Origin of the sequence: Methylobacterium sp. Leaf465 (genome assembly GCF_001424705.1) — a bacterium.
Taxonomy (GTDB): Bacteria; Pseudomonadota; Alphaproteobacteria; order Rhizobiales; family Beijerinckiaceae; genus Methylobacterium.
The window spans coordinates 192,844-215,269 of the sequence record NZ_LMRA01000045.1 but is presented as its reverse complement, the minus strand read 5'-3'; the positions used below and the strand labels follow the sequence as shown (position 1 = coordinate 215,269).

Below are 22,426 nucleotides of genomic sequence, written 5' to 3'. Positions count from 1 at the left end.
GCGCGGCGCGCGTCCAGGCGGTGATCGCGGTCCGGGCAGCGCTTGTAGAATGCGGATTCGGCGGACGCCAAATCGCCCCCCGGCGGCGGTCGCCGATGCCGGGAGCGATCGGCGGCAGGCCCCGATTTTTTTGCTGCGGCCCGTGGCGCGCGTGCTATAGGACCCCGCTCTGGCGGCGGAAAGCGCGCCGGGCGTTGGCGCTTGCGGGCGTGGCGGAACTGGTAGACGCGCTGGATTTAGGTTCCAGTGTCGCAAGACGTGGGGGTTCGAGCCCCTCCGCCCGCACCAGTCCATCGCCATCGGGAACGGATTGGCTCAGTGCGATGGCCGGCCGGCCCGCTGCACGAAGCCGGCCCCCGGCGGCGCATCGTTCCGGCGCCGACCTCGTGGGGCCCGCAGGAGCGGGCCGCGAGGGACCAACCGAATTTGCGCGATCACACGGACGACAGCGGAAAGACGACCATGCAGGTGACCGAGACACTCTCCCAGGGACTGAAGCGCGAGTTTCAGGTCCTGCTCGCCGCGAACGAGCTCGAGGAGCGCCTGACCAGCGAGCTGTCGACCCTCAAGGACAAGGCCCAGATCAAGGGCTTCCGTCCCGGCAAGGTGCCGGTCGCGCATCTGCGCAAGCTCTACGGCCGCTCGGTCATGGCCGACGTGCTGCAGAACGCCGTCAACGAGGCGAACCAGAAGATCGTCACGGAGAACAACCTCAAGCTCGCCCTCGAGCCCAAGATCGAGTTCCCCGGCGAGCAGTCGATCGTCGAGCGCGCCCTCGACGCCAAGGACGACGTCTCGTTCAACGTCGCCCTCGAGGTGCTGCCCACCTTCGAGCTCGTCGACCTGTCCGACGTCAGCCTGACGAAGCAGGTAGCCAAGCCCTCCGACGCGGAGGTCGACGAGGCCATCACCCGCATGGCCTCCTCCAACCGCGCCTTCGCCCCCCGCGAGGAGGGTGCCGCCGCCGAGACCGGCGACCGCGTCACCATCGACTTCGTCGGCCGCATCGACGGCACCGAGTTCGAGGGCGGCACGGGCGAGGGCATCGACCTGGAGCTCGGCTCCGGCTCGTTCATCCCCGGCTTCGAGGAGCAGCTCGTCGGCGCCAAGGTCGGTGACAAGCGCGTCGTGAAGTCGACCTTCCCGGAGGCCTACGGCGCCGCCCACCTCGCGGGCAAGGATGCCGAGTTCGACGTGACCGTCACGGCGATCCAGGCCCCGGGCGAGACCAAGATCGACGACGAGCTCGCCAAGACCTTCGGCATGGAGTCCCTCGAGAAGCTCAAGGAGGCGGTCTCCACCGCCATCGGCAGCGACTTCGAGGCGCAGTCCCGCCGCAAGCTCAAGAAGGACCTGCTCGACGCCCTCGACACGAAGTACGCCTTCGAACTGCCCCCGAGCCTCGTCCACCAGGAATTCGCCGCCGTCTGGGCCCAGGTCGAGCAGGACCTGAAGTCCCGCGAGAAGTCCTTCGAGGACGAGGGCACCACCGAGGAGAAGGCGACCGCCGAGTACCGCAAAATCGCCGAGCGTCGCGTCCGCCTCGGCTTGGTGCTTGCACAGGTCGGTGAGACGGCCGATATCAAGGTCTCGGACGACGAGGTGAACCAGGCGCTGATCGCCCGGGTGCGGCAGTATCCCGGACAGGAGCAGCAGGTCTGGGACTTCTACCGCAAGAACGCCCAGGCGCTCGCCGAGCTCCGTGCGCCGATCTTCGAGGAGAAGGTCGTCGACCACGTGCTCGCGCAGGTGACGCTCACCGAGGAGCCGGTCTCGAAGGAGGTGCTGTTCGCCGACGAGGACGACGCCGAGGCGGGTGCCGAGGGCCAGTCCGAGACGAAGAGCGCGACCGACGCGTCCGCCTCGACCGGAACCGACGAGGGCCTGCCCGCCGTCGCCAAGGCCGATTGAGCCCGGCTGCTCCCACGAGGGCGGCGGGCTCGAGAGTAAGGCGATGTTCACCATCGCCGTAGTTCGCTGAAACGTCCGGTGCGCGCCCGATTCGCGGCGCGGCCGGACCCCTTGTAGCTGGGGCACGTGATGATGAGAGATCCGGTCGACTATTATAACAGCGCGCTCGTGCCCATGGTGGTCGAGCAGTCGAGCCGCGGTGAGCGTGCCTTCGACATCTACTCGCGCCTGCTTCGCGAGCGCATCATCTTCCTGACCGGCCCGGTCGAGGATTACGGCGCATCGCTGATCGTCGCGCAGCTGCTGTTCCTCGAGGCCGAGAACCCCAAGAAGGAAATCTCCTTCTACATCAACTCGCCGGGCGGCGTCGTGACCTCCGGCCTGTCGATCTACGACACCATGCAGTTCATCCGCTGCCCCGTGACCACGCTCTGCGTCGGCCAGGCCGCGTCGATGGGCTCGCTGCTGCTCACCGCCGGCGAGCCCGGCCACCGCTTCGCCCTGCCGAACGCCCGGATCATGGTCCACCAGCCTTCCGGCGGCTTCCAGGGCCAGGCCACCGACATCCTGATCCATGCCCGCGAGATCGAGGCCCTCAAGAAGCGCCTCAACGAGATCTACGTGAAGCACACCGGCCGCGACTACGACACCATCGTCCAGGCACTGGAGCGCGACAACTTCATGACGGCCGACGCCGCCAAGGAGTTCGGGCTCATCGACGAGGTGATCCAGAAGCGGCCGGAGCCCGTCGCCGCGTAAGCCCGACCGGGACCGCCGGGCCGTCCGACCCGGCGCGTCGTTTCGAGGCGGGGCGCTTTTTGGGCGCCTGCCTTGATCCCGTCGCGGTCGCGTGCTTGCATCGCCAGTCTGATCGAAGTCGGCAGATGCGCGCAGGTGACTGTTTCTTTAGGCGGACGCCATTAAATTCGAAGGATGCGTGTGCGCCCCGGACCGGCGCCATGCCCGCGAACGGAGACCGATATGAGCAAGACTGGCGGCAACGACTCGAAGAGCACGCTGTACTGCTCGTTTTGCGGCAAGAGCCAGCACGAGGTCCGCAAGCTGATCGCGGGCCCGACGGTGTTCATCTGCGACGAGTGTGTCGAACTGTGCATGGACATCATCCGCGAGGAGTCGAAATCCTCCCTGGTGAAGTCGCGCGATGGGGTGCCGACCCCGAAGGAAATCCGCCGCGTCCTCGATGACTACGTCATCGGTCAGGATTTCGCGAAGAAGGTCCTCTCGGTCGCGGTCCACAACCACTACAAGCGCCTCGCCCACGCCTCGAAGCACAACGACGTCGAGCTGGCGAAGTCGAACATCATGCTGATCGGGCCGACCGGCTCGGGCAAGACGCTGCTGGCCCAGACCCTGGCCCGCATCCTCGACGTGCCGTTCACCATGGCGGACGCCACGACCCTGACGGAGGCCGGCTACGTCGGCGAGGACGTCGAGAACATCATCCTGAAGCTGCTCCAGGCCTCCGACTACAACGTCGAGCGGGCGCAGCGCGGCATCGTCTACATCGACGAGATCGACAAGATCTCGCGCAAGTCGGACAACCCGTCGATCACCCGCGACGTCTCGGGCGAGGGCGTGCAGCAGGCGCTGCTGAAGATCATGGAAGGCACCGTCGCCTCCGTGCCTCCGCAGGGCGGCCGCAAGCACCCGCAGCAGGAATTCCTGCAGGTCGACACCACCAACATCCTGTTCATCTGCGGCGGCGCCTTCGCGGGCCTCGAGCGGATCATCTCGGCCCGCGGCAAGGGGACCTCGATCGGTTTCGGCGCGACCGTGCAGGCCCCGGACGACCGCCGCACCGGCGAGATCTTCCGCAACGTGGAGCCCGAGGACCTGCTGAAGTTCGGCCTCATCCCCGAGTTCGTCGGCCGCCTGCCCGTGCTGGCGACCCTGGAGGACCTCGACGAGACCGCCCTGAAGCGCATCCTGCAGGAGCCGAAGAACGCCCTGGTCAAGCAGTACCAGCGCCTGTTCGAGATGGAGAATGTCGACCTGACCTTCCAGGAGGAGGCCCTCTCCATGGTCGCCCGCAAGGCGATCGAGCGGAAGACCGGCGCCCGCGGCCTGCGCTCTATCCTGGAGACCATCCTCCTGGAGACGATGTACGACCTGCCGGGCCTCGAGTCCGTCGAGCAGGTCGTGATCGGCCCCGAGGTGGTCGAGGGCAAGGCCAGGCCGCTCTACATCCATGGCGACCGCAACAAGGAAGCCCCGGCCAGCGTCAGCGCCTGAGGCCCCGCGCGGGTCTCGTCAGGTCTGGGTCGAGCCTCGGGGCGGATGCTTGAAACCATCCGCCCCGATTTCCATCTGAAGCCTCAGCGCGACGGCCGTACGCTCACCCCCTGAGGTGCGGTGTCCCGCCACCAGCCGCACCGTCCAAGACCGTTTTCCAGACTGTCTTCCAAGACCGTCCCTTAAGACACTTCCGACCCCCTCGCGGCCCGGTCGGCCCCTGGCAGGATGCTTGCTCCCTGGGAGGAGTGACTGCCCGGCGTCCATCATGAGGAAGTCCGATATGACTCAATCGAAATCGCGCCAGCCGGTCGTTCCGGGCTCGACGGGCTCCTATGCCGTCCTCCCCTTGCGCGACATCGTCGTGTTCCCCCACATCATCGTGCCGCTCTTCGTCGGCCGCGAGAAGTCGATCCGCGCCCTCGAGGAGGCGGTCCGCACCGACCGGCACATCCTGCTGGCGACGCAGATCAATGCCAGCGAGGACGATCCCTCGACGGACGCCATCTACAAGATCGGCACGCTCGCCAGCGTGCTGCAGCTCTTGAAGCTTCCCGACGGCACCGTGAAGGTGCTGGTCGAAGGCGCCGGCCGCGCCAAGATCGCCCGCTTCACCAAGTCCGACACCTACTACGAGGCCGAGGCCGAGACCCTCACCGACGAGCTCGGCGACAGCGTCGAGGCGGAGGCCCTGGCGCGCTCGGTCATCGCCGAGTTCGAGAATTATGTGAAGCTCAACAAGAAGATCTCGCCCGAGGTCGTCTCCGCAGTGACCCAGATCGACGAGCCTTCGAAGCTCGCCGACACCGTGGGCTCGCACCTCGCCGTCAAGATCGCCGACAAGCAGGCGATCCTGGAGATTCCCACAGTGGCGCAGCGCCTTGAGCGCGTGCTGTCGCTGATGGAGAGCGAGATCTCCGTGCTCCAGGTGGAGAAGCGCATCCGGACCCGCGTCAAGCGGCAGATGGAGAAGACCCAGCGCGAGTACTACCTCAACGAGCAGATGAAGGCGATCCAGAAAGAGCTGGGCGACTCCGAGGACGGCAAGGACGAGCTGGCTGAACTCGAGGAGAAGATCGAGAAGACCAAGTTCACCAAGGAAGCCCGCGACAAGGCGGTGGCGGAGCTCAAGAAGCTGCGCCAGATGTCGCCGATGTCGGCGGAGGCGACAGTGGTGCGCAACTACCTCGACTGGATGCTCGGCATCCCGTGGGGCAAGCGCTCGAAGATCAAGAAGGATCTCCTCGGCGCCCAGGTCATGCTCGACGAGGACCATTTCGGCCTCGACAAGGTGAAGGAGCGGATCGTCGAGTACCTCGCCGTGCAGCAGCGGGCGAACAAGCTCACGGGTCCGATCCTGTGCCTCGTCGGTCCTCCCGGCGTCGGCAAGACCTCGCTGGGCAAGTCCATCGCCAAGGCGACGGGCCGTGAGTTCGTGCGCATGTCGCTGGGCGGCGTGCGCGACGAGGCCGAGATCCGCGGTCACCGCCGGACCTATATCGGGTCGATGCCCGGCAAGATCGTCCAGTCGATGCGCAAGGCGAAGACCTCCAACCCGCTCATCCTGCTCGACGAGATCGACAAGATGGGCATGGACTTCCGGGGCGACCCGTCGGCCGCCCTGCTGGAGGTCCTCGACCCGGAGCAGAACGCCACGTTCAACGACCACTATCTGGAGGTGGATTACGACCTCTCGAACGTGATGTTCGTCACCACCGCCAACACGCTGAACATCCCGGCGCCCCTGATGGACCGCATGGAGGTGATCCGCATCGCTGGCTACACCGAGGAAGAGAAGCTCGAGATCGCGCGCAAGCATCTGATCCCGGGCGCCGTGAAGAAGCACGGTCTCGACGCCAAGGAGTGGCAGGTCGACGATTCCGGCCTGTTGATGCTCATCCGTCGCTATACGCGGGAGGCGGGCGTCCGCAACCTGGAGCGGGAGATCTCCAACCTGATCCGCAAGGCGGTGAAGGAGATCCTCATCACCAAGGTGAAGGCTGTCGCCGTCACCGAGGAGAACCTGCCGGTCTTCCTCGGCCCGCCGAAGTTCCGCTACGGCGAAATCGACGAGGAGGATCAGGTTGGCGTGGTCACGGGTCTGGCCTGGACCGAGGTCGGCGGCGAGTTGCTGACGATCGAGGGCGTCATGATGCCCGGCAAGGGCAAGATGACGGTGACGGGCAACCTGCGCGACGTGATGAAGGAGTCGATCTCCGCCGCGGCGAGCTACGTCCGCTCGCGGGCCGTCGACTTCGGCATCGAGCCGCCGCTGTTCGACCGTCGGGACATCCACGTCCACGTTCCCGAGGGGGCGACCCCGAAGGACGGTCCCTCCGCCGGCATCGGCATGGCGACCGCGATCATCTCGACGCTGACGGGCATCCCGGTGCGCCGCGACGTGGCGATGACGGGCGAGGTCACCCTGCGGGGCCGCGTGCTCCCGATCGGCGGCCTGAAGGAAAAGCTGCTCGCGGCGCTCCGCGGCGGCATCAAGACGGTCCTCATCCCCGAGGAGAACGCCAAGGACATCGCCGAGGTGCCCGACAGCGTGAAGAACGGGATGGAGATCATTCCGGTCTCGCGGATGGACCAGGTGCTCCAGCACGCCCTGGTGCGGGTCCCCGAGGCGATCGAATGGGAGGAGCCGGCCCCGAAGGTCCGCCCGGTCATCGCCGAAGACGATTCCGCGACGGTCATCGCCCACTGAGGTCGATGCAACTCTGACCCGAAGCGAGGCCCCGGCAGGCATGCCGGGGCCTTTTTCATGCCCGGACCCAAGGGCCGCCGGGGGAGGGGGTTGCGCGCCCGCCCGCGCGTCCGCTACGAAGCCGTCGCGCCGCGCGACGAAGGCCGGCGCTCCGGGCGGTTAGCTCAGTTGGTAGAGCGTCTCCTTTACACGGAGAGGGTCGGCGGTTCGAGCCCGTCACCGCCCACCAGTCGCAACGCGGCGATCGCGACCTTGCCCCAACGCTGAGGTGTCCCGTGGCGGACGATGCCGAGATCCACGCGAGGCCGGCCCGGGGATTCCCGCCGCCCTGGATCGTGGTCGAGCGGGACGGAAGCTTCTGCGTCGAGGACGGAGAGGGCTTGGCCGTGGCCTGGACCTACTTTTCGGAGGAGGCCGGTGCCCATGCGACCCCGGGCGCGATGACCCGGGAGGAGGCGCAGCGCATCGCCAAGGCGATCGCCATGGTGCCGGAGATGCGAACCATCATCCGCTCCCTGCAGGATGGTCTCGCCGAGGCGGATGCCGACGATGGGCGGGGCTGAGAAGGCGCGATCGGCCGGAACCCTGCGATGACCGGGGTCGGCATCGATGGGGTCGAGGCCATCGGGTATTCCGGCACGGCCCTCACCATCACGGCCTCGGCGATGACGACCATGATCCCCCTGCGGATCATCGCCCTCGTCGCCAGCGTGGCCGTCATCACCTAGGGCCTGCTGATCGGGAGCTGACCGGTGGTCCTCACCGAGGCGATCCAGACCCCTTCAACGCCTATCGGCTCTGGCAGATGGTGCGCCTCGTGCGCCAGGGGGAGGCGGCGGCCGAGGGCGACCTCTCCCTCGACTGGCTCCGGCCCTTCGGCCGCGCGGTCCGCTTCCGGGCGGGGCGGACCGTCTTCCGCCAGGGTGATGACGCGGGCGAGATGTTCGACGTGGAGAGCGGTCGCTTCCGCATTCCGGAATACGGGATCGCGGTGCGGGCCGGCGGGGTCGTCGGCGAGCTCGGGCTGCTCTCGCCGAGCAACACCCGGACCGCCTCGCTGGTCTGCGTCGAGGCGGGGCAGGCCCTGCGGATCTCCGATTCGGAGGTCAAGCAGCTCTACGACCAGAACCCGGAATTTCGCTTCTCCTTCCTGAAGCTCACCAGCGAGCGCCTGATCCAGGGCGCGCAGGCGCGCGCCCAGCCCCACGAGGCGGCGGAACCCGCGACGCGGACCGGGGCGCTCTGAAGGGGGCACCGCGCCACCGGCCGCGAAGGCACGTGCGCAACGTCTCAGCCGCCGGCCATCACCAGGGCCCAGTAGCGCTTGTAACGGGTGCCCGGCGCGTCGACGCGGGCGATGCCGATGCGCCGGAGCTGCGGGATCAGCATGTTCTTGTTGTGCTCGCTCGAGGCCTTCCAGCGGGCCAGCACCTCGTCGAAGGTGGCCGAGCCGGCGCTGAGGTTCTCCGCGGCGTAACTCCGGCCGAAGCCGGCCTGGGCCATGCGGGAATCGAAGGTGCCGCCGATCTCGTGGCTGAGGCGGCCGGCCTTCGCGTTGGAGGCCGCCTGATACGAAGCGGCCCGGATCAGGCTCGAATCGATCACCACCGGGCCGAGGCCGTGCTGCGCCCGGTAGCGCGAGATCGCGGCGGCGGCCGCCTGCTCGTCCAGGATGACGAGGCTGGTGGGCTGGTCGGGGGCGAGGAGGGTGGGGGTGCCGCAGCCGGCCAGCGCCAGCAGGACGGCGAGGCCGAGGGCGCCCGCGCCGAGGCGGAGCGGCGGGCGCGGAGAGGCGGAACGGGGAAAGCGCATCGGTGCGGACGGATCTCGGGAATGGGCCTGTCGGCCCTTCGCCTCCGCATTCCATGCGGCGAAAACGCGGCGGTCCGCACGGGTTCGCGCGCCGGAGGGGCGCCTGTGTCTCCCCGGTCACGGGGCAAAGTCAGATCCGCGTGCCGCGATCGCGGGGCGGCGCGCCGCAGCGCCAGGCGGTGATGCGGAATTCGGGATGGCTGCCGATCCACTGCGCCAGCTGCGGCTGCGCCACGTGCAGGCAGGCCGGGGCGTCGTCCACGTCGAGGGCGAGCCTGCGCGACTCGCAGGTATCGGGCGCGCGGGCGAGGCAGACGGTGAAGTAGAGGAAGAAGACACCCGACATCCGTCGCCCCCCGAAGAATCCTCGGGAAGGGTAGGGCGCGGCGGGGAGAAGACGAGATGGTGCGTGCGGAACGCGATGGCGCGGGCGACGGGACTCGAACCCGCGACCTCCGGCGTGACAGGCCGGCACTCTAACCGACTGAGCTACGCCCGCATCCAATATTCGGTGAAGAAGTGACGTGGCGCGGGCGACGGGACTCGAACCCGCGACCTCCGGCGTGACAGGCCGGCACTCTAACCGACTGAGCTACGCCCGCTTGACGTCCCGCCCCGTTTCCGGCGGTGTCGGGGGTGTAGGTTCAGCGCCCGGGGCTGTCAAGCAATCCCCGAGCGCATTCGGCCGGGAATTTCCGGTCCCGCCTCGGTCGCGCGATGGAGCCCCGAGAGTCGGCATTGAATCCGCGTCGCTTTTCTGTCATAGCCCCCTCGCGTTGAACCGCCCGGCCGATCGGGCTGCCGTGGCGGTTCGTGCTGCTCCATCAGAAGCATCAACCGAGCGCATCTCTTCGATCCAGCCGGATCGGAGCCGCTGCGCGTTCAGGAGAGCCAAATGCCCAAGCTGAAAACCAAGTCGGGCGCGAAGAAGCGCTTCAAGATCACCGGCACTGGCAAGGTCATGTATGCCCAGGCCGGCAAGCGCCACGGGATGATCAAGCGGACGACGAAGCAGATCCGCAACCTGCGCGGCACCACCACCCTGTTCGAGGGCGATGCTGCCAACGTGAAGAAGTACTTCCTGCCCAACAGCCGGTAAGCCTTCACGACGCCGACACTGCTTTTTTCGTAATCCAGGAGAACTCCCATGGCCCGCGTCAAGCGCGGCGTGACCAGTCACGCGAAGCACAAGAAAGTCCTCAAGGCCGCCCGTGGTTATTACGGCCGCCGCAAGAACACGATCCGGATCGCCAAGCAGGCGGTCGAGAAGGGCATGCAGTATGCCTACCGCGATCGGAAGAACAAGAAGCGCACGTTCCGCGCCCTCTGGATCCAGCGCCTCAACGCCGCGGTCCGTGAGCATGGCCTGACCTATTCGCGCTTCATCAACGGCCTGTCGAAGTCCGGCATCGAGGTGGACCGCAAGGCCCTCTCGGAGCTCGCCATCCACGAGCCCGCCTCCTTCGCCGCCGTGGTCGAGCTGGCCAAGGCCGCCCTCCCGGCAGCCAAGGCCGCTTGAGTTAAGGCCGCCTGAGGCGAGCCCGGCTCGCCCAAGCCGGGCGCTCTTCTTCACGAAAGGCGCGGCGCCCCCGGGGAGCCGCGCCTTTCGTCTTTCTGCCCGACGATCCGGGGTTTTCGGCCCCCTGCCGCTTGCGTTGCGGCCGGGGACCGGGAAAACCCTCGCCCCGATGCCGATCGAGCCCGCCCGGTCCCGCGAGGGGCGGCGCCGCAGCCGGTGAGTGGAACCGATGACCGATCTCGACACCCTCGAAGGCGACCTGCTCCGTCAGGTCGCGGACGCCGCCGACGAGGCCGCCCTCGACGCCGTGCGCGTCGCGGCGCTCGGCAAGAAGGGGTCGGTCTCCGAACTCCTGAAGACCCTCGGGGCGATGACCCCCGACGAGCGCAAGGCGCGCGGCCCCCTCATCAACGGCCTGCGCGACCGGGTGCAGGGCGCGCTCACGGCCCGGCGGGACGCCCTGGCGGAAGCGGCCCTCGCCGCCCGCCTCGCGGCCGAGCGCATCGACGTGACCCTGCCGGTGCGCGAGGCGCCGGAGGTGCGCGGCCGCGTCCACCCGATCAGCCAGGTCATGGACGAGATCACGGCGATCTTCGCCGACATGGGCTTCTCGGTGGCGGAAGGGCCCGACATCGAGACCGACGACTACAACTTCACCGCCCTCAACTTCCCGCCCGGCCACCCGGCGCGAGAGATGCACGACACCTTCTTCCTGGCCCCCGACCGCAACGGCCAGCGCAAGGTCCTGCGCACCCACACCTCGCCGGTGCAGATCCGGACCATGCGGTCGCAGCAGCCGCCGATCCGGGTGATCTGCCCGGGCCGGACCTATCGGCACGATTCCGACCAGACCCACACGCCGATGTTCCATCAGGTCGAGGGGCTGGTGATCGATAAGGCGGCCAACATCGCCAACCTGAAATGGGTGCTGGAGGAGTTCTGCCGCACCTTCTTCGAGGTCGAGGCGGTGAAGATGCGCTTCCGCCCGTCGTTCTTCCCCTTCACCGAGCCCTCCGCGGAGGTGGACATCCAGTGCTCGCGCAAGGGCGGCGAGATCCGTTTCGGCGAGGGCACGGACTGGCTCGAGATCCTCGGCTGCGGCATGGTCCACCCCAACGTGCTGCGCAATTGCGGCCTCGATCCCGACAGCGTCCAGGGCTTCGCCTTCGGCGTCGGCATCGACCGGATCGCGATGCTGAAGTACGGGATGCCGGACCTGCGCCCCTTCTTCGAGGCGGACGTGCGCTGGCTCGACCATTACGGCTTCCGGCCCCTCGACATCCCGAGCCTGGTGGCCGGGCTGACGGGCTGATCCCCAGCTTTCGCGCGCCGGCCCCGGCCGGACGAGACCTTTTCTTTCCTGTTCGGCGCCGGCATCCCGCCCACCTGGGAGCCTCGGACGCCAGGGGATTCAAGCGATGAAACTCACCCTCTCCTGGCTCAAGGATCACCTCGACACCGAGGCGTCCCTCGACACCGTGGCCGAGACCCTGACGCGGATCGGGCTCGAGGTCGAAGGCATCGAGGACAAGGCCGCCAGCCTGAAGCCTTTCGTGATCGCCCGCGTGCTCACCGCCGAGCCGCACCCGAACGCGGACCGCCTGCGCGTCTGCACGGTGGACGCCGGCACCGGACAGCCCGTGCAGGTGGTGTGCGGCGCGCCCAACGCCCGCGCCGGGATGAAGACGGTGTTCGCCCCCCCGGGCACCTACGTGCCCGGCCTCGACAAGACCCTGGCGGTGGGCACCATCCGGGGCGTCGAGAGCCTCGGCATGCTGTGCTCGGGCGCCGAGCTCGGCCTCGGCGACGAGGCCAGCGGCATCCTCGACCTGCCCGCGGATGCGCCCACGGGCCAGCCCTACGCCCTTTACGCCAAGCTCGACGACCCGGTGGTGGAGATCAACCTCACCCCGAACCGGCCCGACTGCACCGCCATCCACGGCATCGCCCGCGACCTCGCGGCGACCGGCCTCGGCGATCTCAAGCGCCCGCCCCAGCCGCCGGTGCGCGGGGAGGGCGCCTGCCCGGTGCCCGTCACCCTCGATTTCGCGGCGCCCGACGCGGGCCTCTGCCCCTACTTCACCCTGCGCCTCGTGCGCGGCGTCAAGAACGGCCCCTCGCCGGACTGGATGCAGGCGCGCCTGCGAGCGCTCGGCCTGCGCCCGATCAACGCGCTCGTGGACATCACCAACTACCTGACCTTCGACCGCGGCCGGCCCCTCCACGTCTTCGACGCCGCCAAGGTGGCGGGCGGCCTCGTGGTCCGCCGCGCCCGCGACGGCGAGACCCTGAAGGCCCTCGACGGCAAGACCTACGCGCTGACCGGCGACACCGTCGTCATCGCCGACGACAAGGGCGTCGAGTCCATCGGCGGCATCATCGGCGGCGAGGCCTCCGGCTGCGACGACGGGACCACCGACGTGCTCATCGAATCGGCCCTGTGGGACCCGGTGAACATCGCCCAGTCCGGCCGCCGCCTCGGAATCATCACCGACGCCCGCTACCGCTTCGAGCGCGGCGTCGATCCGGCCTTCACCCTGCCGGGCCTCGACCTCGCCACCCGCCTCGTCCTGGAGATCTGTGGCGGCAGCCCGAGCCAGCCCGTGATCATGGGCGAGCCGCCCCAGACCGAGCGCGTCATCGACTTCCCCTGGACCGAGACCCGGCGTCTCGCCGGGATCGAGCTCTCCCGAGCCGAGATGAAGGTCACGCTGGAGGCCCTCGGCTTCCACGTCGCCGGCTCGGGCGACCGGGTGAAGGTGCTCACCCCCTCCTGGCGGCCGGACGTCGAGGGCAAGGCCGATCTCGTCGAGGAGATCATCCGCATCGCCGGCCTCGACCGCATCGAGCCCAAGCCCCTGCCGCGCATCGAGGCGGCGGTGGGCAAGCCGGTGCTGACCGTGTTGCAGAAGCGCACGCGCCTCGCCAAGCGGGCGCTGGCCAGCCGCGGCCTCGTCGAGGCCGTGACCTGGTCGTTCATTCCGCACGACGACGCGGTCCTGTTCGGCGGCGGGGGCGCCGACCTCGCCCTGGCCAACCCGATCGCGGCCGATCTCTCCGACATGCGCCCGAGCCTCGTGCCCGGCCTGCTGCGCGCCGCCCAGCGCAACGCCGACCGCGGCAGCCCGGACGTCGCCCTGTTCGAGGTCGGCCAGTGCTTCGCCACCGATCAGCCGGAGGGGCAGACCATCCGGGCCGCCGCCATCCGCCGCGGCACCGCCACCCAGGCGGGCGCGGGCCGGCACTGGGACGGACGCACCGACGGCGTCGATGCCTTCGACGCCAAGGCCGACGCCCTGGCCCTGCTCGCCGCCTTCGGCATTCCCACCGGCGGCCTGCAGGTCGTGGCTGGCGGCCCGGGCTGGCTGCATCCCGGCCGTTCCGGCACCCTGCAGTTCGGCCCCAAGAACCCGGTCGGGTTCTTCGGCGAGGTCCATCCCCGCGTGATGAAGGCCCTCGACCTCAAGGGCCAGCTCGTCGCCTTCGAGATCACCCTCGACGCGGTGCCCCTGCCGAAATACCGTCCCACCAAGGTCAAGCCGGCGCTGGCCCTGTCGGACTTCCAGCCGATCTCCCGCGACTTCGCCTTCGTGGTCGGCCGCGACGTGGCGGCCGGGGACGTGGTCAAGGCCGCGCAGGCCGCCGAGCGCAAGCTCATCGCCGGCATCGACGTGTTCGACCTCTACGAGGGCGTCGGCATTCCGGAGGGCGCGAAGTCGGTGGCGATCGCGGTCCGCCTTCAGCCGGTGGACCGAACCCTCACCGATGCGGAGATCGAGGTCGTCAGCGCCCGGATCGTCGCCGAGGTCGCGCGCAAGACCGGGGCGACCCTTCGCTCCTGACAGGAGAGACCACCCATGCTCGATGCGGACCTCGTCGCCGCCCTCTCGGCCGCCAAGTACCTCCCGGCGCCCGAGATGCGCGCGGCCCTGGCGGAGCCGGATCGCATCGCCGACGCGGTGCTTGCGGTCCTCGATCGGGCCGCCCGGGAGCCGGACCTGGAGGAGGCCGAGGCCGACCTCCTGTTCTGGGGCCTGCACGTCCTCGCCGCGGCCCGGGACAGCCGGGTCTACCGGCCGCTGATCCGGCTGCTCGCCCTGGACGGCGAGACCCTCGACATCCTCCTCGGCGACGCGGTGACGACGACCCTGACCCGGATCCTCGTCAGCGTCTTCGACGGGGACGCGGCTCCCCTCGGCGCCCTGCTGGTCGACAGCACCGTCGACGACGCCGTGCGGAACGAGGCCTTCGCCGCCCTGGCCTACCTGACCCAGACCGGCCGCATCCCGCCGCAGGAGACCCACGACCTCCTGGTCCGCTTCGACGACAAGCGGGCCGCCGTCGAGGGCGACCTCGCCTGGGCCGGCTGGGAGGAGGCGATCGCCCTCCTGGGCCTGCGCGACCTGGGGGGACGCGTCCTCGCCGCCCGCCGGGACGGGCGGCTCACCGAGTCGAACAGCGACCCGACCTGGTTCCCCAGGGCCCTGCGCGAGGCGGAGGCGGAGGGCGACGACCTCGGCCGCTTCGATCCCCTGCGCTTCGGCCCCCTCGAAGACCCCCTGGCGGACCTCGCCTGGACGGCGGAGGGCTTTGGCCAGCCGGTGCGCAATCCCCTGAAGCACGTCGGCCGCAACGACCCGTGCCCCTGCGGCAGCGGCAAGAAGTTCAAGAAATGCTGCCTCGATAAGGCCGTCGCCTGACGGGGGCTCGCGGAGCGGATGGCGCCGCTCCGCCGGGTGCCCCGCGACCACGCGGGCGCGCCGCCGCGGTCCGGTCCGGTGCAAGAACGGAACCCGGAAATCCACCTTGGTTAATCCCGGGCCCGCGCAATGCTCGCATGGTCAGGCCCCTTTTTAATCCCTGCCGGATCGAACAAAATACCAGCATAGCCCGGTGCGATTCCGGCGTTTCAGCCTGGGCCGGCCCTTGTGCGGGGCAGCGTGACCGAACATATTTCGCCCTGAGGCGTCGCTTGGCGCCAAGAGGTCCTGTGCGTGAGCCTCATTCCGAAATCACACGCTGAGAGAGCTTCCAAGGGAAACTCCCATGGCATTCGATAACAGCCCCTTCCGGTATGGCGCCCAGCCGACCGGGTACGCCGGCAGCCAGGTCGAGATCGACCAGGGCCTGCGGACCTTCATGCTCGGCGTCTACAACAACATGGTCATCGGCCTCGGGATCTCCGGTCTCGTGGCGCTCGGCCTCAACATGGCCGCCGTCGCGCAGACGGCGACCGGCCGCGTCGCCCTGACGCCGTTCGGCCAGCTGCTCTACACCAGCCCGCTGAAGTGGGTCGTCATGCTGGCGCCGCTCGCCTTCATCTTCATCTTCTCGATGCGGATGGAACGGATGTCCGCGGCCTCGGCGCGCCTGACCTTCTTCGCCTTCGCGGCGGTGATGGGCGCCTCGATGTCCTCCCTCCTGCTCGTCTTCACGGGCGCGAGCGTGGTGCGGGTGTTCTTCATCACGGCGGCGACCTTCGGCGGTCTCAGCCTCTATGGCTACAGCACCAAGCGCAGCCTGTCGGGCATGGGCTCGTTCCTGATCATGGGCCTGATCGGCCTCATCATCGCCTCGCTGGTGAACATCTTCCTCGCCTCTTCGGCGCTTCAGTTCGCGATCTCGGTGATCGGCGTGCTGATCTTCGCGGGCCTCACCGCCTACGACACGCAGAAGCTCAAGGAGATGTTCCTCTACAGCGGCGCCGATGCCGAGGGTGCGGCCAAGTTGTCGGTGAACGGTGCCCTGACCCTGTACCTGGACTTCATCAACATGTTCCAGATGCTGCTCTCGCTCCTCGGCGACCGTCGCTGAGCGAACCCGGTCTCTCGGAGGCATGACGAAAAGGCCCCGGCGGGACACCGCCGGGGCCTTTTTCATGGGCTAAGTGCCGGGGCCCGGTCGCCACGCGGGCGCGATCACACCGCCCGCAGCGGTGGCTCCAGGACGGCCAGGACGCGGGCGAGGTCGGTGCCGCGCTTCATCACGAGGCCAGAGGCCGCCACCACGGCGTAGGCGCCCTGGCGCCGGGCGAGCTTGGGGTCTTTCTCGACCCGGTAGAGGGGCATCTCGGAGCTGCGCCGGTAGATCGAGAACACCGCCTTGTCGCGCCGGAAATCGAGGGCGTAGTCGCGCCACTCGCCCTGCGACACCATCCGTCCGTAGAGGTTGAAGAGAACGCGCAGCTCCGCGCGGTCGAAGGCGATCTGGGGCTGCACCGGCGCGGTCGGGAAGGGGATGACCCGGGCGGCGGCCTCGGGCGATCGCGAATCGGCACCGGTTCTCTCGCTCATCGTCACTCCTGTCCCGGATTGATCCCTCATGATGGTGCTGGGCTCTCCTCGCGGCAAGGGCGGTAGCTCCCGCTCGGCACGACACACATCACCACGATTTCGCCGCCATGAGGCCCAGCGTCGGCCTTGATGGAGAGTGACACCTGTGGCCGAAACTTCGTCGATCCCGTTCCGGCGCGGCGTCCGATCTCCACGGCTCCCCAGCTCTTCGGACGGCGCCCGATTCGGCGGGACCGGCACTCCAGAGGTTTCGAGACCCAAGGACTTCAGGCCGCCTCTTCGGAGCGCGGCCCTTTTTTTGGCCCGCGCCCGCGGAACGGATGCCGGCGCGGGCCCGTCCCTCGGTGATCTACCCGACAGAACCCGCGATCCTGCGAGGCACTTCTCCACAACGTAGCCGAGGCGAGGACAGCGAGGCACCCGAGTGGCGCGCTATTATTTCGACATTCACGACGGCCGCGCGTTCGTCCCGGATCCGATCGGCCAGGATTGCGTCGACGCCGACCATGTCCGCCGCGAAGCGATGCGCGCCTTGCCGGAGATCGCGCGGGACGCGATCCCCCAGCGCGGGGCCGATGCCCAGGCCTTCAAGGTCGTCGTTCGCAACACGGACAGCGCGGCGGTCTACACCGCGACCCTGACCTTTTCGGGCTCGTGGGTGAGCCCGGGGGAGCGGCCGGACGAGCCTACGCCGTGAGAGCCGGATGCCGGCCGGCGGCGGCTTCGTCGCCCTGGCGCCGGTGCCGAGGAGGCGGTCGGAGCGTCGGATCCCGGCAGGTCTCGTGTGGAAGGTCTCGCCCGACAGATCTTGCGTGACAGAACTTGCGCGAAAACTCTGCCGCGCGGAGAAACTCCGTCTATGAAGGGGTGAATTTACCGCCGGGGACGGGTCGTGGTCAGCTTCGATGCCGAGTTTCGCCAGACGCTCGCGACCCTGTTCGCCTGGCGCCGCGACGTGCGCCGGTTCCGGACCGATCCGGTGGACGAGGCGCTGCTGCGCGGCTGCCTCGATCTCGCGTGCTTCAGTCCGTCCGTCGGCAACAGCCAGCCCTGGCGCTTCGTGCGGGTCGCGGAGCCGGCGCGCCGGGCCCGGGTGCTCGCCAGCTTCGAGCGCTGCAACGCCGCCGCCGCCGAGGCCTACGCGGCCGAGCAGCGGGAGGCCTATGTCCGCCTGAAGCTCGCCGGCCTGCGCGAGGCCCCGGTCCATCTCGCGGTGTTCTGCGACGAGGCCACCGCCACCGGGCACGGCCTTGGGCGCGCGACCATGCCGGAGATGCTGCGCTACTCCGTGGTTACCGCCGTCCAGACCTTCTGGCTCGCCGCCCGGGCCCATGGCCTCGGCGTGGGCTGGGTCTCCATCCTCGAGCCCGGCACGGTCTGCGAGATCCTGGAGGTGCCCTGCACCTGGAGCCTCGTCGCCTATCTCTGCGTCGGCTTTCCCGTGGAGGAACACGAGGACCCGGAACTCGTACGCCATGGCTGGCAGCAGCGCCTGGGCACCGGAATGCCCCTGATCGAGCGCTGACCCTCCGGGACCTGACAGAGTCAAGGAAGTCCGAAGGCGAAGCGCGAGCTTTGTTGGGATTTCACGGGCCGTGCTTTACCGCGCTGCGGGAATCCTGCGTATTGTCCGCGCTCCTCTGCTTCGTTTTACCGGAACGAGAACCTGCCTGCGCGCTTGATGCTCGGGCAAACGGTCACGCTTTCGGAGAGACAGGTCATGGTTCGGCACGGCACGGTTCACCCTCGCGCAGGGGCTGCGGCGGTCCTTGGCGCTGCCCTCGGTGCAACGCTCCTGGGGGCACCCGCCCAGGCCCGGGAGGTCGTGGCCTTCCACGACGGCGTGATGCCGGGCTCGATCATCGTGCGCACCACCGAGCGCCGGCTCTACCTCGTCAACGGCGACGGTACGGCGATCCGCTACCCCGTCGCGGTCGGCAAGCCCGGCAAGCAGTGGAGCGGCGCCACCCAGATCGACGGCAAGTACGTGGAGCCGGCCTGGTCGCCGCCGCGGGAGGTCAAGCGCGACAACCCCCGTCTGCCCGCCGTCATCGCCGGCGGCTCGCCCTCCAACCCGATGGGCGTCGCGGCGATGACCCTGGCCGGCGGCGAGTACGCCATTCACGGCACCAACCGGCCGAGCTCGATCGGCACCTACGCGTCCTACGGCTGCATCCGGATGTACAACCAGGACATCGCCGACCTCTACGAACGCGTCTCGGTGGGCACGCAGGTCTACGTCACCCGCTAGCGTTCGTTGGGGATCGGGGGAAACCGGTTCTCCCGAAAAGACAAACGGCAAGACAGGGCTCTCGGACTGGACACCCGCGCGACCTCGAAACGACCGCGCGGGTCTTCCATGGGGTTGTTAGCGCGCCGGCGGCGCCGTCGCTTCGATGGCCGTGAAGACCTCGAGGATACGGTAGGTATGCTCGGCGCCCTCCGGCACCAGCCAGGAATCGCCGGGCTCGAGCAGCACCGTCTCGCCCTCGACGATCAGCTCCGCCCGGCCGGCGATCACGTAGCCGACCGTCTCGTAGGGGCGCTTGGCCATGGGCTTGTCGGCGCTGGGCGCTTCGTCGCGCCACATCCGCATCGCGACCACCTGCCCGCGGGCCAGGGCGACCTCGCCGTGCGGACCCGCGCCCGCAGTCTTGCTCGAAACCTTGATCGCCATCGTCGTGCTCCTTGGCGTGTGTCCGTGGCCGGAACAACGGGAGGGGATCGCCGCCGTTCCGGCGACGAAACGCCCTTGGAGTTTGTCAAGGATCAGTGGAAACCGGTGATCCCGGAACGACGAACGACGAGAAGGGCCTCGCGGGTCCGTCAGGTTCGGGATGAACCCGACAGAGTCTAGAAGTCGACGGCGATACCCTTGATCTCCCAGTCGTCGTAGCGCACCGGCTCCAGGCCGCCCCGGCCCTGTCGCTCCCGCTTCGCCGCGATCGCGGCGGCATGGGCATCGATCGCCGCCCGCCGCTCCGCCGCCTCCGCCAGCGCCCGCGCCGCCTCCGGCGTCAGGGCCCGGCCCTCGACCGGAGCCTCATCCGCAGCGTTTTCCGTCGGTTCCGGGCTGGTCATGGCTTGCATCTCGGTGTCACGGGTGGAAGGGCATCGCAGGGAGGCCCGCCGTGCGCGGGCTCATGCTTCAGGAAGTGGCACTCATGGCGACACGCCGCAACACGGATGCGCCGACGGCGCCGATCGATCGCGGCGTCGCCGGGCTGGCCGCCCGTCAGGTCGCGCACAGCGCGGTGGCCGACCTCATCGGCAAGACCCGCGGCTTCGCCCTCGAGGATGCCCTGGCGCAGGCCAGCCGGAACGCCGGCCTCGACGCGGCCGATGCGGGCCTCGCCCGCGCCATCGCCACCGCGACCTTCCGGCGCCTCGGCTTCCTCCGCCGGGTGCTCGCCGCCCGCATGTCGCAGGGGCTACCCGAGGACCAGCCACGCCTCGTGGCGCTCCTGGCCACCGGCGCCGTCCAGATCCTCGATCTGAACGTCCCCGACCACGCCGCCGTCGACCTCGGCGTGCGCCTCGCCAAGGCCGATCCGCAGCTCCAGCACCTGTCCGGCCTCGTGAATGCGGTCCTGCGCCGGATCGTGCGCGAGCGGTCCGAGATCGTGGCCGATCCCGGCGATCCCCTGGCCGACAACACACCTGACTGGCTCGCTCGCCGCTGGCGCGCCGCCTACGGCGAGGAGACGGCCCGCGCCATCGCGGCGGCGCATCTCCAGGGCGCGGCCCTCGACATCACGGTGCGGGGCTCGGCGGCCGAATGGGCGGAACGCCTCGGCGGCGTGGCCCTGCCGACCGGCAGCGTGCGCCTGCACGACGTCCACGCCGCCGTCGCGGACCTGCCGGGCTATGCCGAGGGCCAGTGGTGGGTGCAGGACGCCGCCGCGGCCCTGCCGGCCCGGCTCCTCGCCGTCCGCCCCGGCGAGCGGGTCGCCGATCTCTGTGCCGCCCCCGGCGGCAAGACCGCACAGCTCGCCGCTGCGGGGGCGTCCGTGCTCGCCGTGGACCGGTCGAGCCCTCGTTTGGAGCGCCTGTCGCAGAATTTCGCCCGGCTCGGATTGGAGGCGGAGATCCGGGTCGGCGATGCCCTGGCGCTGACCGACGACGGGGCCTTCGATGCCGTCCTCCTGGATGCGCCCTGCTCGGCCACCGGTACCCTGCGGCGGCACCCCGATGTCGCCTGGACCAAGACCGAGAGCGACATCAGTCGCCTGATCGGCCTGCAGAAACGCCTGTTCGACAAGGCCGCCGCCCTGGTGCGCCCCGGCGGACGCCTCGTCTACTGCACCTGCTCCCTGGAGCGGGAGGAGGGGGAGTATCAGGTCGCGACCTTCCTGACCCGCAACCCGGATTTCGAGCGGGTCCCCGTCGAGGCCTCCGAACTCGGTGGCCTGTCGGAGCCGATCGATGCCGCCGGCGACCTGCGGACCCTGCCCGCCCACCTCCACGGCACCACACCGGATCGAAGCGGCGGTCTCGACGGCTTCTTTGCAAGCCGCCTGCGCCGAAAGACCTGAGCGATGGGCTCGCTCCGGCTCGGCGGCGCCCGTCACGGAGCGGCACCGGTCCTGTTCCTGCTGGGATCGCTCGCCGTCGGGGCCATGCCCGCTCGGGCGCAGGTGGATCTCCGCATCCTGCCGCCGAAGCCGGCCTACGTGCGCAATCCCACCTGTGCGCCGGTGGCGACCAGCATCCCCTTCGCGGAGCACGAGGGGACACGCGATGTCGGATTGTCGCCATCGCCGCGTGAGATGCCGCTGAATCAGGGCGAGAGCGCGATCTGCTTCGCCTACGCCACCGCCGACATGATTTCGCATCGGCTGGGGCGCCAGATCGCCCCCCTCGATGTCGCCACGAAATACTACTTCGCCGATCCCGAGCGCTTGACGGCCATCCCGGCCCTGCGCCGACACCTGAAGGCACACCCGAACTGGCGCGCCGACATCGCCTGGAGCCGCAACGCCGCCGAAATGTCGCCTGCCGGCAACCCGAAGCTGCTGCCCTACTTCGACAAGATCGAGGGCGGTGAGGAAGATACGGCCGCGCTCCTCTACAACATCGGCGGCCTCTGCGAGGATCGCGATCTGCCCTCCAACGACGGCTATCGCTACGCCGCGTCGACCCTGCATCGCCTGCGCTATCGCAGCCGCCTGGCGCCCCGGCGGATGAGCTTCCGCAGCCTCGCCGGCACGGTCCCCCATCTTCGCCACCCTCAGACCGATACCTTCAATGCGGGCTGGATCGCGCATGTGGACGCACGCTGCCGACGGGTCGGCCTGCCCGTGCCTCTGCTTCCGGTGTCCTATCGGCTGGCAGCCAATCAGGCCGAGTTCGTGGAGATGCGGGATTCGGGGACGCCCCCGAGCCCGCGGGCGATCAGCCGGATCCTGGCGATGATCGATTACGCCCTGGACCACGGTCGCGTGCCCACCATCGGCTACAGCTGGTACCTGCTGGAGGATCGCGATCCCAAGGACCCGGATCTCCACGCGGATCACGCCAGTCCGGTCATCGGGCGGCGAACCGTCGGCGGTCGCTGCCAATATCGGGTGCAGGACAACACCGGCGAATACTGTGCCCGTATGCGACCCGGCATGCGCGAGGCCTGCGAGAACGGCCGCGTCTGGGTCGACGAGGAGGCCCTGCGCCGGACCCTCTACAGCGTCACCTACCTGCGCTGAGCCGCGACGCGAGTCCGTCACCGGCAAGGAAACCAACGACAGGCTGGGCCGTTACTTCGTTAACCACGAGGGAGCCGATCATGTCGTCACGCTGGATGACCCTGCAGGACATCGCCGATTCGCGCAGCATCAGTCTCGACCAGGCGCGGGTCTGGGTGGATGCCGTGCATTGCCCGCGGGTCTTCCGCGCCGACGCCACGCTCTACCTCGTCTAGGTCCAGCCGAGACG

General features: G+C 69.1%; 22 protein-coding genes, 4 tRNA genes and 1 pseudogene. 20 read left to right on the top strand and 7 right to left on the bottom strand.

Going from position 1 to position 22,426, the window contains the following annotated elements:
• The first annotated feature begins 203 nt into the window (after positions 1 to 203).
• The 8 genes and pseudogenes from ASG51_RS19535 (at position 204) to ASG51_RS19500 (ending at position 8,120) form a co-directional block, all read left to right on the top strand.
• Positions 204 to 288, top strand: a tRNA-Leu gene (locus ASG51_RS19535).
• Positions 289 to 462: 174 nt separating this feature from the next.
• Positions 463 to 1,911, top strand: a complete 1,449-nt coding sequence (tig, locus tag ASG51_RS19530; RefSeq protein WP_056382589.1) for a trigger factor — start codon at positions 463 to 465, stop codon at positions 1,909 to 1,911.
• Between the two features lie 132 nt (positions 1,912 to 2,043).
• Positions 2,044 to 2,670 carry an ATP-dependent Clp protease proteolytic subunit gene (locus ASG51_RS19525; RefSeq protein WP_055955505.1) on the top strand — a complete coding sequence of 209 codons (627 nt, stop codon included), beginning with the start codon at positions 2,044 to 2,046 and terminating at the stop codon, positions 2,668 to 2,670.
• 222 nt (positions 2,671 to 2,892) lie between these two features.
• A complete protein-coding gene (gene clpX / locus ASG51_RS19520; RefSeq protein ID WP_055955375.1) occupies positions 2,893 to 4,164 on the top strand; it encodes an ATP-dependent Clp protease ATP-binding subunit ClpX in 1,272 nt (423 codons plus the stop codon).
• Between the two features lie 283 nt (positions 4,165 to 4,447).
• Complete coding sequence (lon, locus tag ASG51_RS19515) at positions 4,448 to 6,874, top strand: endopeptidase La (RefSeq protein WP_056382556.1); 2,427 nt, start codon at positions 4,448 to 4,450, stop codon at positions 6,872 to 6,874.
• A 153-nt stretch (positions 6,875 to 7,027) separates the two neighbouring features.
• A tRNA-Val gene (locus ASG51_RS19510) sits at positions 7,028 to 7,103 on the top strand.
• 46 nt (positions 7,104 to 7,149) lie between these two features.
• Complete coding sequence (locus ASG51_RS19505) at positions 7,150 to 7,437, top strand: hypothetical protein (protein WP_082514128.1); 288 nt, start codon at positions 7,150 to 7,152, stop codon at positions 7,435 to 7,437.
• 42 nt (positions 7,438 to 7,479) lie between these two features.
• A pseudogene (locus tag ASG51_RS19500) lies at positions 7,480 to 8,120 on the top strand (cyclic nucleotide-binding domain-containing protein).
• Positions 8,121 to 8,164: 44 nt separating this feature from the next.
• Here ASG51_RS19500 and ASG51_RS19495 read toward each other — a convergent pair.
• The 4 genes from ASG51_RS19495 to ASG51_RS19480 form a co-directional block, all read right to left on the bottom strand.
• Complete coding sequence (locus ASG51_RS19495; protein ID WP_056382553.1) at positions 8,165 to 8,686, bottom strand: CAP domain-containing protein; 522 nt, start codon at positions 8,684 to 8,686, stop codon at positions 8,165 to 8,167.
• 130 nt (positions 8,687 to 8,816) lie between these two features.
• A complete protein-coding gene (locus tag ASG51_RS19490; protein WP_056216766.1) occupies positions 8,817 to 9,032 on the bottom strand; it encodes a hypothetical protein in 216 nt (71 codons plus the stop codon).
• Between the two features lie 76 nt (positions 9,033 to 9,108).
• Positions 9,109 to 9,185: transfer RNA gene (locus tag ASG51_RS19485), tRNA-Asp, on the bottom strand.
• A 26-nt stretch (positions 9,186 to 9,211) separates the two neighbouring features.
• A tRNA-Asp gene (locus ASG51_RS19480) sits at positions 9,212 to 9,288 on the bottom strand.
• A 293-nt stretch (positions 9,289 to 9,581) separates the two neighbouring features.
• On the opposite strand from ASG51_RS19480, the gene rpmI reads away from it, so the two are divergent.
• From rpmI to ASG51_RS19450, 6 genes are all read left to right on the top strand, one after another.
• Positions 9,582 to 9,785: a 50S ribosomal protein L35 gene (rpmI, locus tag ASG51_RS19475; RefSeq protein WP_018044555.1), complete on the top strand. Its 204-nt coding sequence runs from the start codon at positions 9,582 to 9,584 to the stop codon at positions 9,783 to 9,785.
• A gap of 48 nt (positions 9,786 to 9,833) precedes the next feature.
• Positions 9,834 to 10,205 (top strand): 50S ribosomal protein L20, encoded by a 372-nt coding sequence (gene rplT / locus ASG51_RS19470; protein WP_055955353.1) that lies wholly within the window; start codon positions 9,834 to 9,836, stop codon positions 10,203 to 10,205.
• A 229-nt stretch (positions 10,206 to 10,434) separates the two neighbouring features.
• Positions 10,435 to 11,517: a phenylalanine--tRNA ligase subunit alpha gene (gene pheS, locus ASG51_RS19465; protein WP_056216769.1), complete on the top strand. Its 1,083-nt coding sequence runs from the start codon at positions 10,435 to 10,437 to the stop codon at positions 11,515 to 11,517.
• A gap of 106 nt (positions 11,518 to 11,623) precedes the next feature.
• A complete protein-coding gene (gene pheT, locus ASG51_RS19460; RefSeq protein WP_056382550.1) occupies positions 11,624 to 14,047 on the top strand; it encodes a phenylalanine--tRNA ligase subunit beta in 2,424 nt (807 codons plus the stop codon).
• A gap of 15 nt (positions 14,048 to 14,062) precedes the next feature.
• Complete coding sequence (locus ASG51_RS19455) at positions 14,063 to 14,905, top strand: DUF1186 domain-containing protein (protein WP_056269932.1); 843 nt, start codon at positions 14,063 to 14,065, stop codon at positions 14,903 to 14,905.
• A 346-nt stretch (positions 14,906 to 15,251) separates the two neighbouring features.
• Positions 15,252 to 16,019, top strand: coding sequence for a Bax inhibitor-1/YccA family protein (locus ASG51_RS19450; RefSeq protein ID WP_056216778.1), 768 nt, complete (start codon positions 15,252 to 15,254; stop codon positions 16,017 to 16,019).
• A gap of 104 nt (positions 16,020 to 16,123) precedes the next feature.
• Here the strand turns inward: ASG51_RS19450 and ASG51_RS19445 are convergent, their stop codons facing one another.
• Positions 16,124 to 16,498, bottom strand: coding sequence for a DUF2794 domain-containing protein (locus tag ASG51_RS19445; RefSeq protein WP_056216782.1), 375 nt, complete (start codon positions 16,496 to 16,498; stop codon positions 16,124 to 16,126).
• 424 nt (positions 16,499 to 16,922) lie between these two features.
• Between ASG51_RS19445 and ASG51_RS19440 the strand changes: the two genes are divergently transcribed.
• From ASG51_RS19440 to ASG51_RS19430, 3 genes are all read left to right on the top strand, one after another.
• Positions 16,923 to 17,195 carry a hypothetical protein gene (locus ASG51_RS19440; protein ID WP_056269930.1) on the top strand — a complete coding sequence of 91 codons (273 nt, stop codon included), beginning with the start codon at positions 16,923 to 16,925 and terminating at the stop codon, positions 17,193 to 17,195.
• 195 nt (positions 17,196 to 17,390) lie between these two features.
• Positions 17,391 to 18,023: a 5,6-dimethylbenzimidazole synthase gene (bluB, locus tag ASG51_RS19435; RefSeq protein WP_244472608.1), complete on the top strand. Its 633-nt coding sequence runs from the start codon at positions 17,391 to 17,393 to the stop codon at positions 18,021 to 18,023.
• A gap of 195 nt (positions 18,024 to 18,218) precedes the next feature.
• Positions 18,219 to 18,749, top strand: a complete 531-nt coding sequence (locus ASG51_RS19430) for a L,D-transpeptidase (protein WP_056382547.1) — start codon at positions 18,219 to 18,221, stop codon at positions 18,747 to 18,749.
• A gap of 117 nt (positions 18,750 to 18,866) precedes the next feature.
• Here the strand turns inward: ASG51_RS19430 and ASG51_RS19425 are convergent, their stop codons facing one another.
• Both ASG51_RS19425 and ASG51_RS19420 read right to left on the bottom strand, forming a co-directional pair.
• On the bottom strand, positions 18,867 to 19,175 hold the full coding sequence (locus tag ASG51_RS19425) for a cupin domain-containing protein (RefSeq protein WP_056382545.1): 309 nt from the start codon (positions 19,173 to 19,175) through the stop codon (positions 18,867 to 18,869).
• 176 nt (positions 19,176 to 19,351) lie between these two features.
• On the bottom strand, positions 19,352 to 19,579 hold the full coding sequence (locus ASG51_RS19420) for a DUF1674 domain-containing protein (protein WP_056382543.1): 228 nt from the start codon (positions 19,577 to 19,579) through the stop codon (positions 19,352 to 19,354).
• Positions 19,580 to 19,662: 83 nt separating this feature from the next.
• On the opposite strand from ASG51_RS19420, the gene ASG51_RS19415 reads away from it, so the two are divergent.
• The 3 genes from ASG51_RS19415 (at position 19,663) to ASG51_RS25415 (ending at position 22,412) form a co-directional block, all read left to right on the top strand.
• Positions 19,663 to 21,033 carry an RsmB/NOP family class I SAM-dependent RNA methyltransferase gene (locus tag ASG51_RS19415; protein ID WP_056269923.1) on the top strand — a complete coding sequence of 457 codons (1,371 nt, stop codon included), beginning with the start codon at positions 19,663 to 19,665 and terminating at the stop codon, positions 21,031 to 21,033.
• Between the two features lie 3 nt (positions 21,034 to 21,036).
• On the top strand, positions 21,037 to 22,197 hold the full coding sequence (locus ASG51_RS19410; RefSeq protein ID WP_347379761.1) for a hypothetical protein: 1,161 nt from the start codon (positions 21,037 to 21,039) through the stop codon (positions 22,195 to 22,197).
• Between the two features lie 80 nt (positions 22,198 to 22,277).
• Entirely contained in the window at positions 22,278 to 22,412 is a 135-nt protein-coding gene (locus ASG51_RS25415) for a hypothetical protein (protein ID WP_274534736.1), read from the top strand.
• Positions 22,413 to 22,426 lie beyond the last annotated feature (14 nt).